Raw genomic sequence first — 14,792 nt, 5'->3', positions numbered from 1 at the left:
ACCCGGAGGCACCGATCTTCAGCGTGGCCGACTATGGCCTGGAGGCTGATCTGTTTGCGGCCGTGCCAGAGTTGATCGCGGCGCTATGAAGACCTGCGCCGCGTGACTCAGAAGCTCTCCCAGCTGTCGTCTGCTGGCGCGGGGCGGCTGCTTGAAGCCTTGGGGGCGATGGCCAAGACCTCGGGCTTGACAACGCCCTGGCCCTTGGCCGAACTGGCCATCTGTTTCACAGCGGGGCGCTGACCCAGGGCTTGTGGGGCTGACGAGGTCACCCGCGCCCGTGGTGGGGCAGCCGGGCGCGCTGGTGCGGCGCCACTGCCGGCCGCCAGCTTGAACACCGCCACGGCCTGCACCAGGTCGTTGGCCTGGCCGCGCAGGCTGTCGGCAGCGGCCGACATCTCTTCCACCAACGCGGCATTTTGCTGCGTGGTCTGATCCATCTGGGTGACGGCCTCGCCGATCTGGTTCACCCCCTGTGCCTGTTCGGCGCTGCCGGCGGAGATCTCAGCCATGATGTCGCTCACGCGCTGGATGCTGTTGACCACCTCGCTCATGGTGGCGCCGGCCCGATCGACCAGGGCCGAGCCCGATTCCACGCGCTCGACGCTGTCCTGGATCAGGCGCCGGATCTCTTTCGAGGCCTCGGCGCTGCGCCCGGCCAAGGTGCGCACCTCACCGGCCACCACGGCAAAGCCGCGGCCTTGCTCGCCGGCCCGAGCGGCTTCCACCGCGGCATTCAGGGCCAGGATGTTGGTCTGGAAGGCAATGCCATCGATCACGCCGATGATGTCGGCAATCTTGCGCGAGCTGTCGTTGATGCCCTTCATGGTGTCCACCACCTCGGCCACCACGGCCCCGCCCTGGCCGGCCACGCCGGCTGCAGCCTGGGCCAACTGATTGGCCTGGCGCGCGTTCTCGGCGTTGTGGGTCACGGTGGAGCCCAGCTCCTCCATTGAGGCGGCGGTCTCTTCGAGGGCGCTGGCCTGTTCTTCGGTGCGACCCGACAGGTCGCGGTTGCCCGAGGCGATCTGGGCGCTGGCGGCAGCCACGGCTTCACTGCCCTGGCGCACCGTGCTCACGACCCCCACCAGGCTGATCTGCATGCGCTGCACGGCCGCCATGATGCTGTCGGTGTCGCCAGGCCGCAGCTTGACGTGCAGGCTCAGGTCCCCGTCGGCCACCCGCGCCACGGCGTGCGACACCTCGTCGGGTTCGGCCCCCAAGGCCCGGGTGATGCTGCGCGCAATCGACCAGGCCAGCCCGATGCCCAGAACGATGGCAAGGCCCATGATGCTCAAAACCCAGGTTTCGCCGGAGGCCACTGCGGCTGTGGCGTCGGCGCCTGCGGCCTGTGACAGCTCACGCTGGACGGCCACCGAGTCGTCCAGGGCCTTGAAGATCATGTCCTGGCGGGGGGCCACCTTGGTCAGCAGGATCTCGGTGGCGGCCTTGGCGTCTTCAGGCTTGCCGGTCAGGCCCAGCTTGATGGCGGCATCGATGTCGGCGTCGTAGGTTTCGCGGTTGTTCTGGATGATCTTCAGCAGTTCGATGCTCTTGGACATCACCAGGCTCTTGTCGAGCTGGGCCAGCAACTCCAGGCTGCGTGCCCGCAAGGGCAGGATTTTGTCGGCCTGCGCCTGCGCCTCTTTCACATCCTCAATCAGCGCCACGGTACGGGTGATGCGGGCGATTGACTGCAGGTGGTCTTTCAGCTCGGTCATCTGGGTCAGCTTGACCATTCGGTTTTGGATCAAGGTGTCCAGTTGCGAGGTCAGCAATGAGAACTTGCTCAAGGCCAGCGCCCCCACCAGAACCAGGCTGACCAGCAGCATGCCAAAGCCCAGCGCCAGTCGTGTGGCCACTCTGATTTGGTTGAATTGAACGAAGCCCATGGTGCCGTCCTCCTTTATATGCGTTTTTGTAACTAATCCGGACATTAGATAATATTTGTCTGACAACTTGGCTCAAAGGCCATGGGTGAGAAGGGGCATTGCATTGACGTTCTGAATTGCAATGGAACGATGCGAAGCGCAGGCCGCCAATCCGCATCTGGGGCGGTGTTTCATTGACTCTGTATCGGAGACAAATCGTTGGCTGAAACATGGTTTATCTCTGGATGAGTAGCCAATAAAGTTCAGCCCTGTCGCAGGTGCAAACCCCCATCAGGGGGCCCCCGGCGGCAGGCTGCTGAAGGCCACGTGCCCAGCCATTGATGCCAACCTTTTCAGGAGAATCACCATGTCCCGCACCACCGTTGATCAAACCCCGCTTCACAACGCCCTCAACCTGGCTGGCCGTGTGTTGTTTGCCGTGCTGTTCCTGCCGGCCGGCATCGGCAAGCTCACCGGCTTTGCTGGCACCGTGGGGTACATCAGCTCAGCAGGCCTGCCCCTGCCCAGCGTGGGCGCAGCGATGGCGCTGACGGTCGAGATCCTGGGCAGCCTGGCCTTGCTGGCCGGCTGGCATACCCGCTGGGCTGCCCTGGTGCTGGGCCTGTTCACTTTGGCCGCAAGCTTCTTTTTCCATCCGTTCTGGAGCGTGGCGCCCGAGCAGGCCTACGTGACCCAGTTGCTGTTCTTCAAGAACATCGCCGTGGTGGGTGGGCTGCTGGTGCTGGCCGCCCAGGGAGCCGGCGGCTGGAGCCTGGACGCCCGGGCTGATCAGCGCCGGTGAGTCCTGGGCGCAGATGGAGCGGGGGCGGCTCCCCGTCCTGGCCCCCAGACTTTTCCCTAGTTTCCAGGGACAAAGCTGTGGACAAGCCGTGCCCGGTCGCTGTAAAGCGACCGTAAGTGCCTGATTTTAAAAGGCCTCTTTTGTATTGCTCAAAAGATGGGCAGTCTGCGTCAGCTGCTGTACACCTTCTCCGGTGTACCTTGATGCGGATCAATTTGCGGCCACAATACCGCGACACCCGGACTTCAAAGGACAATCACCGCGTCCGGCAACGTGTTCCTCGATCAGGCGAGTTGCGCGTTTGACTGCCGGGGTCTGTGAACACACCATTCAGGCCTAACGGTACCCAGAAGTGGCTCTCCTAGAGAAATTCTTCCGCCGCGGTCATTCAGATGCCCAACTACCAGCCGAACGCTGGCGTCGTGGCGGCATGGTGTCGCTCGGGGTGTTGGCTTTGCTGACCTACATCGGTCTGATGTCCTGGGGGCTCAAGCAATCCCATGATCGCGAGTTCGAGCTGGCACAGCACAGCCAGGAAAGCTTGGCCAAGGTGCTGGAGAGTCACGCAGCAGCCACGGTGGAAAAGGTCGACACGGTGCTGCTGGCCACCCAGCTTCGCCTGAATGAGGGACTCAAGGGCGAGAGCAATGATCCCAGGTCGATCGATGCTGCACTGGGCAAGTACCTGGACTTGATCCCCGAGTCGCAGAGCCTGCGGGTGGCAGATGCCGAGGGGGCCTTCATCTACGATGCTGCCGGCACCCTGTTCCCCGCCAGCATCCGCGACCGAGATTACTTTTTGAGGAACCGGGCCGATCCCAGTGGGCGTTTGGTGATTTCCGATCCGATCTTTGCCCGCATCACCCACAATTGGGTGATCACCCTCAGCCGGCGCATCAATGACCGTGACGGCCGGTTTGCCGGGCTTGTCCAGGCGGCGGTCCGGGCGGAACACTTCCAGGATTTCCACCATGGCCTGAAGCTGGGGCCGAGTCGTACAGTGGCCTTGCTTGACGACCAGGCGCGCCTGGTGGCCCGCTTTCCCGAGGCCCCAGAGCGCCTCGGCAAAGCGATCGACAGCCCGTCTCTGCGTCGCCTGCTGGCCGAGCAGCGCGCTGAAGCCATCTACACAGCGCCGTCTGCGCTCGATGGGGTGGAGCGCCTGTTCTCACTGCGCAAGATCGGCAGCCATCCCTTGTATGTGCTGGTGGGTTGGAACTACAGCGAGTTCATGGCCAACTGGTATCGTCAAGTGTTCTGGGCCGTCCTGAGCGCGCTGATCCTGGCCCTGGTGCTGTTTGGTTGGGTGGTGGTCTGGCTGCGGACCTATGACGAAGCCCGACGCCTGGCGCGAGGCATGACTGAAGCCTACGAAACCACGGTGCACCGCACGCGCGCCCTGCTCGACAGCCTGCCCGATCCCGCCTGGTTGTCGGATCGCAACAGCCGCATGATCGCTGTGAACCAAGCCTACTGCCTTGCCAGTGGAAAGGTCGAGGAGGCGATCGTGGGTCGTTCCGCTACGGAGATCTGGCCGGCCGAGGTGGCCGCCGAAATGGCCCGGCAGGAGGCCGAAACCCTTGAGAGCCTGCAGCAGCGTCGCCGCGAGTCGGTGCAGGTCATTGCAGACGGCAGCCGGCGCAGCTACGAACACATCTCCACCCCGGTGCTCGACTCCGGCGGGCAATTGGTGGGCGTGGCCGGGGTGGCCCGTGACATCACTCAGATCCGTCAGGACGAGGAGCGCATCCGTGACCTGGCCGAGCACGATGCGCTGACGGCCCTGCCCAACCGCAATCAACTGCATCAGCGCCTGACCCAGGCCTTGGCCATCACCGTCGGCGAGCAGGCTGGCATCGCGTTGATGTTCCTTGATCTCGATCACTTCAAGAACATCAACGACACCCTGGGCCATGATGTGGGTGACGAGTTGCTCAAGCAAGTGGCGCAACGCTTGCGGGCCAACCTGGATGCCCGTGACACGGTCAGCCGCCAGGGCGGCGACGAGTTCATCGTGCTGCTGCAGCAGGCCGCCGGCCCTGCCCAGGTGGCCCAGATCGCGCAGCGCCTGATCGAAGTGGTGTCCAGGTCCTTCCTGGTCGGCCGGCATGAACTGCAGGTTGGGGTGAGCATCGGCATCAGCACCTACCCCGGTGATGGTGTCGACATCGGTTCCTTGCTCAAGAATGCCGATACGGCCATGTACCAGGCCAAGGCGGCCGGTGGCGGGGCCTACCAATTCTTCACGCCAGAGATGAACGCCCACATCATGGTCCGTGTGGCCCTGGAAAACAGCCTGCGCCAGGCCATCCGCAACCAGGAGTTCGAGTTGCACTACCAGCCGCAGGTCGATGGAGCCACGGGCGATCTGATCGGCCTGGAAGCCCTGATCCGCTGGTGTCACCCCGAGCAAGGGCCGATCCCGCCCGCTCGTTTCATCCCGATCGCCGAGGAGGCCCATCTGATCAACCCCATCGGGGAATGGGTGCTTCGCGAGGCCTGTCGCCAGGCTCGCGCCTGGATGGATCAGGGCTTGCCCCCCAGGATGATGGCCGTCAACCTCTCGGCGGTGCAGTTCAGGCAGCAAAATCTGGTCGAACAGGTGGCCGGCGCCTTGCGCGAGGCCGGTCTGGAGCCCGGCTGGCTCGAACTTGAGATCACCGAGAGCGCCTTCATCCACGACACTGAGCGCATCACCGACTTGTTGGTCAGGTTGCGCGGGCTGGGGGTCAAGCTGTCGGTGGATGACTTCGGGACGGGCTACTCCAGCCTTGGCTACCTGAAGCGACTGCCGTTCGACAAGATCAAGATCGACCAATCCTTTGTCCGCGACCTGCCCGGCAGCACCGACGATGCCGCCATCACCCGGGCCATCATCGGCATCGCCGGCAGCCTTCACAAGGAGGTGATCGCCGAAGGCGTCGAGACTGCCGAGCAGCGTGAATTCCTGCTGCGCCAGGGCTGCCTTGGCATGCAGGGCTACTTCTTCGCCCGCCCCATGCCTGCCTGGCAGCTAGAGGCCTGGTTGCGGGCCGGCAAGGTCGATGTTGAGCCTGTCACGGTGCACAGGGAAAGGCCGGTGTTGAGCTGATGGGCCCTGCGGAGTCGCCGTGTGCCTGAGTCCCGCGTGCCAACCGCCGATACCCTGGGCCTTCGGCCAGCCTCAGGCCGAGGGGCGCAGATAGGCCGGCCCCCGGGCCTGCAGTTCGGCACTGCCGTAACGTACGCTGGCCGGGTAATACTCTGCGGCCAACTGCACCTGACCGGCTACCTCGTCGCCCGCCGTGCTGGCGATGAAGGCCAGCATCAGGTCGATCCCGGCCGACACCCCTGATGAGGTCCAAACCGTGCCGTCCTGCACCCAGCGCTCCTCCAGCACGGTGACATCGCCCAGGGCCCGCAGGCGGTCCAGCGAAGCCCAGTGGGTGGTGGCCTTTTTGCCCGACAACAGGCCAGCAGCATGCAGCACGAACGAGCCGGTGCAGACCGACAGCATGGCCCGGGTGTTGCGGGCCTGCGCTGCCACAAATTCGAGCAGCACCGGGTTGTTCACCTCACGGCGCGTGCCCTGGCCACCGGGCACCAGCAAGTAGTCGAGCGGTGGGCACTCGGCAAAAGACACCTGTGGGTTGATCGACAGGCCCTTGGCGCAGCGCACCGGTCCGGCGTTCTGCGCCACGATCAGGCCCCGTGCGGGGCCTTCGGCCACCTTGCTCCACATGGTGAGCATCTCCCAAGGGCCGACAAAGTCGAGCTCTTCCACGTCGTCGAAAACCAGAATGCCAAAGTTCATCTTGAAGCCTTTCTCTCCGGCGCTGATCCGGAATGCCCGTTTTATGACAATTTAAGTCTCATGTGGCTATGATGTATCAGAAAATATCAGGGGGAATTCATGGCCACTCCACAGGAAGCGGTGCAACTGTTGATTTCGATACTCGAGTCTTTGAGCTCGGGCGCTGCCATGAAAGCAGCGGCGGCAGAAGGACTGGGCTACGCAGGCGGCTTTGACGCGCGAGCCGCGTTGATCAGAGTTTTGACCAGCCCAAACCGGGGATTGGAGGTCAGGGCCGCTGCGGCCAAAGCGCTTGGTCATGCCGCACGCGAATGAGCAGCCTCCTCACACTTTCTATCCACCAGGAGGCACCGGGCCGGTTTCTGGCCAGGCTCACGAAGGGGGATGTCGAGGTCGCTGAGCCGACCCACCACGACAGCGTCGAGTCGGCGATCTTCGACCACGCTGGCGCTCCGGCATGGGAGGGCATCACGGGTTGTCATGTTTGGTATGGCGGCGTCTATGCCGGCACCATCCCGATCGAGCACATGGAGCCCAGGGCCAGCGAACTGGGCGATTTTCTGTCTGCGCTGTCCCAGGCACTCAATTGATTCATTGCAGAGTGGGCTTGCAAGCAGAACAGGTGGGTGTTGCGGTGCCCGTTGGGCTTTGTTTCGCCTGCCGGCGCTGAATGTGCCGGGCGATGGCGATGACGAGGCGGACCGCGGCGGACATGCCAGCCCTGCCCGATGCCGACTTCTCCCTGCAAACCCTGGACAAAGCTGTGGACAAGCCGTGCCCACAGCCTGCAAAGAAGCGCTAAGCCGTTGATTTTAAAAGGCTTGCTTTGGGTTGCTTAAAAATTGGGCAGTATGGGCCAGCTCAAACCAGATGAACTGAAGCTGGCAATGCCACCAGCTCCGAGGCCCGTGTCAGGGAAAGCGCCTTGCCTCTAATGCCTAACCCGCCGTTTGGCGTAGTCCCACATGCCGGGCCGGTCTGCTTTAATCGGCGCTCGACTGGATCTGCCATGCCCTACGCCTCATCCCTTCTGCTGCTGGCCGCCGTTTACCTGGCCGTGTTGGCCAGCCCAGGCCCAAACTTCTTCATCCTCAGCCAACTGTCGCTGGATGGCCGGCAGCGCGATGCGCGCTGGACCGTGATGGGCTTGGTCACTGGGTCGGTGGTTTGGGTGATGCTGTCGATGGCGGGCCTGTCGGCCTTGTTGGGCAGCCACCCGTTGGTCGCCAGCGCTGTGCGCCTGCTGGGGGCTGTCTACCTGATCTGGTATGGGGCCGCGCTCCTCAGGTCTGCCTGGCCCGTGTCCGCTCGCCCGCAGCGCCGCAACCTGGGGTCTCCTGCGGCCACGCCCTCGGCCGGGGCGGCCTACCGGGTGGGGCTGATGACGGGGCTCACCAACCCCAAGAGTGCCGTGTTCTGGACCAGCGCCTTCGCCACCCTGTTGCCCCCTGCAGCGCCCGCCTGGTTCCAGGTGCTGGTGGTGTTGATGGTCATGCTGCTGTCGCTGGGCTGGCACCTGGGCATCACCCTGGTGTTCGGCCTGCCCGCGTTGCGACAGCGCTACCTGCGCCTGGAGCGCACCATCAATGGCATGGCGGGCGGTGCACTGGTGCTGCTGGGGGTGCAGCGCGTGGTGGGGCGGTGAGTTGTGAGGTGGTGTGTGCCGGGGCAATGGCGCCTTGCCGGGCCCAAGCGTCAACCCACTCTAAACTGTGGGCGGTCTCGTCTTTCAGTTTTGACGAGGGTCCAGCGCGTGTCGGCGATTTTTGGTGGGCCCATGCGAGATCCTCAGCCCGTTCTTAAGTTTTCACAGGAGCCCCCATGAAGCGATTGACCATGTCCTTGGACGATGACCTCGCCGATGCGTTTGACGCCATCGTCAGCGAAAGGGGCTACGAAAACCGGTCCGAGGCCTTTCGCGATCTGCTCAGGGCTGATTTGGGCAAAGCATTGCAGCAGGACAACCCTGACGGGTTGTGCGTGGCCACGCTCAGCTATGTGTACAACCACCACCAGCGCCAGTTGGCGATGCGGCTGACCGACCTTCAGCATGAGCACCACGAGATCACCATCTCGACCACCCATGCCCACCTGGACCATGATCATTGCGTGGAGGTGGTGATCCTGCGCGGCAAGACCCGGCTGGTGCAGGACTTCGCCAAATCCATCACCACCCAGGCCGGCGTGAGCCACGGTGCACTGCACATCGTTCCGCTGGCGGTGCACCACGCCCACGGGCACGACCACCTGCTGCCGATCGTGGGGTAACGCACCCTACTGGTGCATTGTTGGTGGCGCCGCGCCCTTTGCCGGGCACCGGGCTTGTTTTGAAGGCCGTTTGCCTGCTTTGCAGCTGGCACGAATTTTGTATGATTATTTATAAAATCGTCATACAGACTCGTCCATCCAAGCCCGGCTACTGCCATGCATGACCTACCCACCGACTGGAGCGCTTTGTGCGCGCTCATCTTTTTGCTTGGCATGCGCCACGGCTTTGATGCCGATCACCTGGCCGCCATTGACGGCCTGACCCGTCTCAACCAGCGCAGGCAGTCTGCGGTGGCCCGCTATTGCGGGGCGCTGTTTTCATTGGGCCATGGGGCGGTCGTGATTGGCATTGCGCTGACGGTGGGGTCCTTGACCGGGCGCTGGACGCCGCCTGGCTGGCTGGATGCCCTGGGTGCTTGGGTCTCGATCGGATTCCTGCTGGCCCTGGGCCTGGCCAACCTGCATGCCGTGCTGACCGTGGCGCCCGGCAAACCCGTGGCCCTGGTAGGCCTGAAGGGGCGCTTTTTCGGTCGGCTGGTTCAGGCCCGCGGCCCCTGGGGGGTGGCTGCGGTGGGGGCCTTGTTCGCACTGTCCTTCGACACGGTGACCCAGGCCGTGATGTTCGCTGCCACGGGGGCTCAGTTCGGCGGCGTGCTGCCTTCGTTGACGTTGGGGCTGTTGTTCGTATTGGGCATGCTTTTTACCGACGGCCTCAATGGCTGGTGGATCGCCCGCCTGATGGCTCGGGCTGACGAGTTGGCCGCGCTGGCCTCACGCATCATGGGGGCCGCCGTGGCTGCGGTCAGCCTGCTGGTGGCCGCGCTGGGGCTGAGCCGTTGGCTGTCGCCTGCCTTCGAAGCCTGGAGCGATGGCAATGAACTGGCCTTCGGCGCTTCGCTGGTCTTGGTGCTGGCCCTCAGCTATGTCGCTGCCAGGCATTTGGCGCGGCGGGCGCAGTCAACGCACGAGGCCCTGTGACCCCTGCCGATGGTTTGCCCTGGCATGTGCCCAGCGCACGTCCACCCGATTTTCCAAAACTTCAATCCTAGAGTCTCAATGAAACCGTTGTGGCCCTCACATGTGTCCAGTCCCCGCTGGGTGGCCACGGCCGCTGCCCTTGTGTGTTCCGCGAGCCTGGCACAGACCCTGAGCAGTCCCGAGGCTGCTACCGCCGCTGCAGAGTCTCCTGCGTCGGCCTCCTTGGCCCCTGTCACCATCACCGGTCGGCACTACGACAACTCGGTGGGCAGCAGCGATGCGGCCTCGCAAGGCGTGATCCGGGCCGAACTGCTGGCCAGCCGGCCCGCGCTGCGTCCTGGCGAGGTGCTGGAGTTCGTGCCCGGGCTGATCGTCACCCAGCACTCGGGCGACGGCAAGGCCAACCAGTACTTTCTGCGCGGCTTCAACCTGGACCACGGCACTGACTTCGCCACCACCATCGACGGGGTGCCGGTGAACATGCCCACGCATGCGCACGGCCAGGGCTATTCGGACCTGAACTTTCTCATCCCCGAACTGGTGGAGCGCATCGAGTATCGCAAGGGCCCGTACTTTGCCACGCATGGTGACTTTGCCGCCGCCGGCGCGGCCGACATTGCCTACAAGACACGGCTGGATGCCCCCTTTGCACAGGTCTCGGTCGGGCAGAACGGGTATCGTCGCGGCGTGGCGGCCGATACCCGCCAACTGCGTGACGACGTGACGCTGTTGGGCGCGGTGGAGTGGATGGGCAACAACGGCCCCTGGACCGTCCCCGAGGGCCTGCATCGCCAGAACGCCGTGCTGCGCCTGAGCCAGGGCACGCGTGAGCGTGGCAGCACGCTGAGCCTGATGGCCTACGAGGCCCGCTGGAACTCCACCGACCAGGTACCCCAACGCCTCATCGACGCCGGCAGCTACAACGGCCGTACCTTTGGCCGCTACGACTCGGTGGACCCCACCGACGGAGGCAGCACCTCACGCTACAGCCTGTCTGGCGAATGGCATGACCGAGACCGCGCTGGCGAGACCCGGGTCTCGGCCTACGCGATGAAATACGCGCTCAAGCTGTTCTCGAACTTCACCTATGCCATGGACCGGCCCGCCACCGGCGACCAGTTCTCGCAGCAGGACGATCGCAACGTGTACGGCGGCAAGGCCTCCAGGGCCTGGAACCAGACGCTGGCCGGCCTTGATGCACGCACCGAAGTCGGTGTGCAGTTGCGCAACGACCGCATCCATGTGGGCCTGTACGACACCCAGGCGCGCCAGATCCTGTCCACCACCCGGCTCGATGATGTGCGCGAGACTGTGCTGGGCGTGTATGGCCAGAGCACCGTGCAGCTGACCCCCTGGCTGCGCAGCGTGCTGGGCCTGCGCGGCGACACCGCGCGCTTTGCGGTGAACAGCCTGAACAACCCGGCCAACTCGGGCAGCGCCCGGGCCAGTTTGCTGTCGCCCAAGCTCAGCCTGGTGGCTGGCCCCTGGGCGCAGACCGAGTTCTTTTTCAACACGGGCAAGGGCTTTCACAGCAACGATGCCCGGGGCACCACGGCCAAGGTGGACCCCAAGACCGGCGACACGGTCGATGCGGTACCGGGTCTGGTGGCCGCTCGTGGTTGGGAGTTGGGTGTGCGCACCGAGGCCATCGCCAACCTGCAAAGTTCGGTGGCGTTCTGGCAATTGAATTCAGACTCCGAGCTGGTCTATGCCGGCGACTCGGGCACCACCGAGGCCAGCGGCGCGAGCCGCCGCCACGGCGTTGAGTTCAACAATCGGTGGACACCCCATCAACACTTTCTGCTGGACGCAGACATCGCACTCACCCATGCCCGATTTGCCAACGGGGACCGCATTCCGAACGCGGTCGACTCCGTGGCCTCGATCGCCGCCACCCTCAAGGACATCGGCCGCTGGTCGGCCAGCCTGCAATGGCGTTACCTGGGCAGCGGCGCCTTGGTCGAGGACAACTCGGTGCGCTCCAACGCTGCGTCAACGTTCAACCTGCGCGTGAGCCGCGATCTGCTGGACCTGTCGCGTCGCCCGTCCAGCTTGACGGTGGATGTCTTCAATCTGTTCAACCGCAAGGTGGACGACATCCAGTATGACTACGCCTCGCAACTGCCTGGCGAGGCCACGGCGGTCAACGGCAAGGTGGTGCATCCGGGCGAGCCACGCTCTGTGCGGGTCACGTACCGGGTGGCGTTCTGAGCGGGCTCTGCCATTGCTTCCATCGGCCCTGATCACGCCCCAGGCCCTGAACGCGCTGTGGATCAGGGGGCTGATGCAAGAGCGCTCACAATGCCATCCGGGGCGGCGGTCGTCCTGTCAGGAGGGTTCCGATGAGAGTTGAAGGCCAATGTCATTGCGGCGCCATTGCGTATGAGGCCGAGGTTCAGGTGGGCAGCATCACGGTCTGCCATTGCAACGATTGCCAGATCCACTCAGGCTCTGCCTTCCGGGCCAACATCGCAGCACCGGCCGACCAATTTCGCCTGCTAAAAGGGTCGCCAAATACCTACATCAAGACGGCCGCCAGCGGCAGCCGGCGGGTGCTGGCCTTCTGCGGCCATTGCGGCACACCGGTCTACGCTTGTGCGGAAGAGGCGCCGACGGCTTACTCCCTTCGCATCGGTACGCTCAAGCAACGGCATGAACTGGGTTCACCCAAACGGCAGATCTGGACACAGCGGCGCCTGCCCTGGGTGGCGCTGGATGATCAGGTGCAGGGTTTTCAGGGGCAGCCTTGAAGGCCGGGTTGCGCGTGGGCTTCGCGGCAACTCCTGCGCCTTGACGGCGCTGGCCCTCCGCCCTGCCACAGGGTTGACGGTGCCGTGCTGAGGTACCCCGCCAGCACGGGCTTGTCACGTGCCAGCCTGTGCTGCCAGGGGCGATGCCTCCCAGCCACCCCCCAAAGCCTTGTAGGTGGCCACTGCCGAGCGGGCCAGTTCAAGCTGGGCCTGTACGCGCGCATCGGTGGCTTGCAGCAGCGTCTCGTCAGCGTGCAAGACGTCGATCATGCTGGCGACCCCTTTTTGATACGCCGCAAGCGATGCGGCCCGAGCCCGGCTCAGTGAATCAACGCCCGCTGTCAGCATGGCAACCTGCTCCTGGCGCCGAGCGTAGGCTGAGATCGAGTTCTCCACATCCTCGGTGGCCTTGAGGGCCGCCAGACGGTAGGCGGCCAGCAACTCGGCCTCCTGGCCTTGGGCTTGCTCGATCTGCGCATTGATCCGACCAAAGTCGAAGAGGCGCCAGCGCAGACCCAACACACCGCTGGCTTGCGCAGCGCCGCCCGAAAACAGCTGGCTGCTTGAGACGGAGGTCGCATTGCCCAGCAGGCCGCTGAGCGAGACCTTGGGGTAGTACTCCGAGATGGCGGCCCCGATGCGCGCATTGGCGGCTGCCAAACGTCGCTCGGCCACGATCAGGTCTGGCCGCTGCCGCAACAGATCGCCCGGTGATCCTGTCGCGATCCCTGTGGGTGCGGCTGGAATCTCGCCGGGTGCCGCGAGTTCGGATCGATGCGTACCGGGCGGTGTTCCAAGGATGACATCCATCGCGTTCATCGCCGTGTCCAGGGAAGACTCCAAAACAAGGGGCGCAGCTTTGGTTTGCGCAAGCGCACCCTCTGCCTGTTGCTGCTGAAGCTCGGGCGCGAGTCCTTTGCTGCTCAGCAAGCGGACCTTCGACAGCAGAGCTTCCTGCGTCCGGACTTGCTGTCGAGCGACATTCAAACGGGCCTGCAGGCCTCGAATCGTGATGTAGATGTCGGCTGTCTGTGCCGCCACGGCCAGTCGTGTGGCGACGGCCCCTGCTTGCGATGACTGAAGCTCGGCGGCGGCAGCTTCTTGGCCTCGGCCTAGGCTGCCGAACAGGTCCAGCTCCCAGCTTCCGCCCAGATTCACCTCGTAAGCACGGCCATTGCGGTCGAAGCCCGGCACAGAATTCAGGACCTGACCCAGCGGGGTTTGGGTGGACTGGTAGGCCCGGGCTGCTTGGCCAGACACTGCCCCAGAGGGGCGCAGGGCGGCGTCCGCCGCGCCCAGGCCGGCGCGTGCCTGGCTGACCCGCGCCGCTGCCTGAGCCAGATCCAGGTTCTGGTCCAAGGCCAGCGCCACCCATCGCGTCAGCTGGGGATCACCGAACGCAGACCACCAGGTCGCGAGGTCAGCCCGTGCATGGTCGTGGGCTTGATCGCGAGGGGCTTGGCCCTGGAACTGCGCCGGCAGGGCCAGGGTGGGTCGCACATAGTCCGGGCCCACTGCACAGCCGGCGGACAGACTGGCCACGACGATGGCGGCAAGGGTACTTTTGGGCAGCATATAGTTTCTTCCGATGAGATCTATTTGTGACCATAATACCAAATGGTCACTCGTTGTCCAGTGTTTCAGACTGACGTAAGCTGTGCCCATGACCAAAGCAAGTTCTTCCACCGCCACCCCCCGTGGCCCCGTCGACCACGAGGTGCGCAGCCAGATCGTGGCCGCGGCCACGGAACATTTCAGCCGCTACGGCTACGAGAAGACCACCGTCTCCGACCTCGCCAAGGCCATCGGCTTTTCCAAGGCGTACATCTACAAGTTCTTCGAGTCCAAGCAGGCCATTGGCGAGATGATCTGCGCCAACTGCCTGGTTGACATCGAGTCCGAGGTCCGGGCTGCGGTGGCGCAGGCCGAGCACCCGCCCGAGAAGCTGCGGCGCATGTTCAAGGCCATTGTCGAGGCCAGCCTGCGGCTGTTCTTCCAGGACCGGAAGCTCTACGAAATCGCGGCGTCTGCCGCGACAGAGCGCTGGCAGACCACGATCGCGTACGAGGCGCATATCCAGGCCTTGTTGCTGGAGGTTTTGCAAGAGGGGCGCCTGGCCGGCGATTTCGAGCGCAAGACGCCGCTGGACGAAGCCGTTGGGGCGATCCTGCTGGTGATGCGCCCCTACCTCAATCCTTTGATCCTGCAGCACAGCCTGGACTATGCCGAAGAGGCGCCGGGCCAACTCTCAAGCCTGGTGCTTCGCAGCCTTTCGCCCTGAGCGAATTGAGGTGTGACTATTGACTAAATTAGTCACAAGAATAAAAATG

The 14,792-nt window shown here is 64.2% G+C and carries 14 protein-coding genes; 11 read left to right on the top strand and 3 right to left on the bottom strand.

The genetic code is table 11. The features are described from left to right. On the top strand, window positions 1-89 hold an 89-nt coding region (locus AC3WUT_RS05970; protein ID WP_492346172.1), incomplete at its 5' end, for an electron transfer flavoprotein subunit alpha. Between the two features lie 18 nt (window positions 90-107). On the opposite strand, the gene AC3WUT_RS05965 is transcribed toward AC3WUT_RS05970, so the two are convergent. Next, window positions 108-1,892, bottom strand: coding sequence for a methyl-accepting chemotaxis protein (locus tag AC3WUT_RS05965; RefSeq protein WP_492346153.1), 1,785 nt, complete (start codon window positions 1,890-1,892; stop codon window positions 108-110). 346 nt (window positions 1,893-2,238) lie between these two features. Here AC3WUT_RS05965 and AC3WUT_RS05960 point away from each other — a divergent pair, with 346 nt between their 5' ends. Further along, on the top strand, window positions 2,239-2,673 hold the full coding sequence (locus tag AC3WUT_RS05960; RefSeq protein WP_492346152.1) for a DoxX family protein: 435 nt from the start codon (window positions 2,239-2,241) through the stop codon (window positions 2,671-2,673). A gap of 430 nt (window positions 2,674-3,103) precedes the next feature. Then, a complete protein-coding gene (locus tag AC3WUT_RS05955) occupies window positions 3,104-5,764 on the top strand; it encodes a bifunctional diguanylate cyclase/phosphodiesterase (RefSeq protein ID WP_492346151.1) in 2,661 nt (886 codons plus the stop codon). 72 nt (window positions 5,765-5,836) lie between these two features. On the opposite strand, the gene AC3WUT_RS05950 is transcribed toward AC3WUT_RS05955, so the two are convergent. Then, window positions 5,837-6,466: a DJ-1/PfpI family protein gene (locus AC3WUT_RS05950; protein ID WP_492346150.1), complete on the bottom strand. Its 630-nt coding sequence runs from the start codon at window positions 6,464-6,466 to the stop codon at window positions 5,837-5,839. Window positions 6,467-6,565: 99 nt separating this feature from the next. On the opposite strand from AC3WUT_RS05950, the gene AC3WUT_RS05945 reads away from it, so the two are divergent. The 7 genes from AC3WUT_RS05945 to AC3WUT_RS05915 all read left to right on the top strand — a co-directional run bounded on the left by AC3WUT_RS05945 (window position 6,566) and on the right by AC3WUT_RS05915 (window position 12,462). Next, entirely contained in the window at window positions 6,566-6,781 is a 216-nt protein-coding gene (locus AC3WUT_RS05945; protein WP_492346149.1) for a HEAT repeat domain-containing protein, read from the top strand. After that, window positions 6,778-7,056 carry a hypothetical protein gene (locus AC3WUT_RS05940; protein WP_492346148.1) on the top strand — a complete coding sequence of 93 codons (279 nt, stop codon included), beginning with the start codon at window positions 6,778-6,780 and terminating at the stop codon, window positions 7,054-7,056. The genes AC3WUT_RS05945 and AC3WUT_RS05940 overlap by 4 nt, the downstream gene beginning before the upstream one ends. A gap of 419 nt (window positions 7,057-7,475) precedes the next feature. Then, on the top strand, window positions 7,476-8,111 hold the full coding sequence (locus AC3WUT_RS05935) for a LysE family translocator (protein ID WP_492346147.1): 636 nt from the start codon (window positions 7,476-7,478) through the stop codon (window positions 8,109-8,111). Between the two features lie 176 nt (window positions 8,112-8,287). Then, window positions 8,288-8,734: a nickel-responsive transcriptional regulator NikR gene (gene nikR / locus AC3WUT_RS05930; protein ID WP_492346146.1), complete on the top strand. Its 447-nt coding sequence runs from the start codon at window positions 8,288-8,290 to the stop codon at window positions 8,732-8,734. A gap of 156 nt (window positions 8,735-8,890) precedes the next feature. Continuing rightward, window positions 8,891-9,712, top strand: a complete 822-nt coding sequence (locus tag AC3WUT_RS05925) for a HoxN/HupN/NixA family nickel/cobalt transporter (protein WP_492346145.1) — start codon at window positions 8,891-8,893, stop codon at window positions 9,710-9,712. Window positions 9,713-9,790: 78 nt separating this feature from the next. Further along, a complete protein-coding gene (locus tag AC3WUT_RS05920) occupies window positions 9,791-11,923 on the top strand; it encodes a TonB-dependent receptor (protein ID WP_492346144.1) in 2,133 nt (710 codons plus the stop codon). A gap of 131 nt (window positions 11,924-12,054) precedes the next feature. After that, the gene (locus tag AC3WUT_RS05915) at window positions 12,055-12,462 is read left to right on the top strand and encodes a GFA family protein (RefSeq protein ID WP_492346143.1); all 408 of its coding nucleotides are present in this window, start codon (window positions 12,055-12,057) and stop codon (window positions 12,460-12,462) included. Window positions 12,463-12,576: 114 nt separating this feature from the next. On the opposite strand, the gene AC3WUT_RS05910 is transcribed toward AC3WUT_RS05915, so the two are convergent. Further along, window positions 12,577-14,037 carry an efflux transporter outer membrane subunit gene (locus tag AC3WUT_RS05910; protein WP_492346142.1) on the bottom strand — a complete coding sequence of 487 codons (1,461 nt, stop codon included), beginning with the start codon at window positions 14,035-14,037 and terminating at the stop codon, window positions 12,577-12,579. A gap of 88 nt (window positions 14,038-14,125) precedes the next feature. Between AC3WUT_RS05910 and AC3WUT_RS05905 the strand changes: the two genes are divergently transcribed. Beyond that, a complete protein-coding gene (locus AC3WUT_RS05905; protein ID WP_492346141.1) occupies window positions 14,126-14,743 on the top strand; it encodes a TetR/AcrR family transcriptional regulator in 618 nt (205 codons plus the stop codon). Window positions 14,744-14,792 lie beyond the last annotated feature (49 nt).

This window comes from Curvibacter sp. EU05-FHT14A10, from assembly GCF_058791075.1.
Note: the sequence above shows the minus strand (reverse complement) of the source record. Positions and strands in the feature narration are given on the sequence as shown.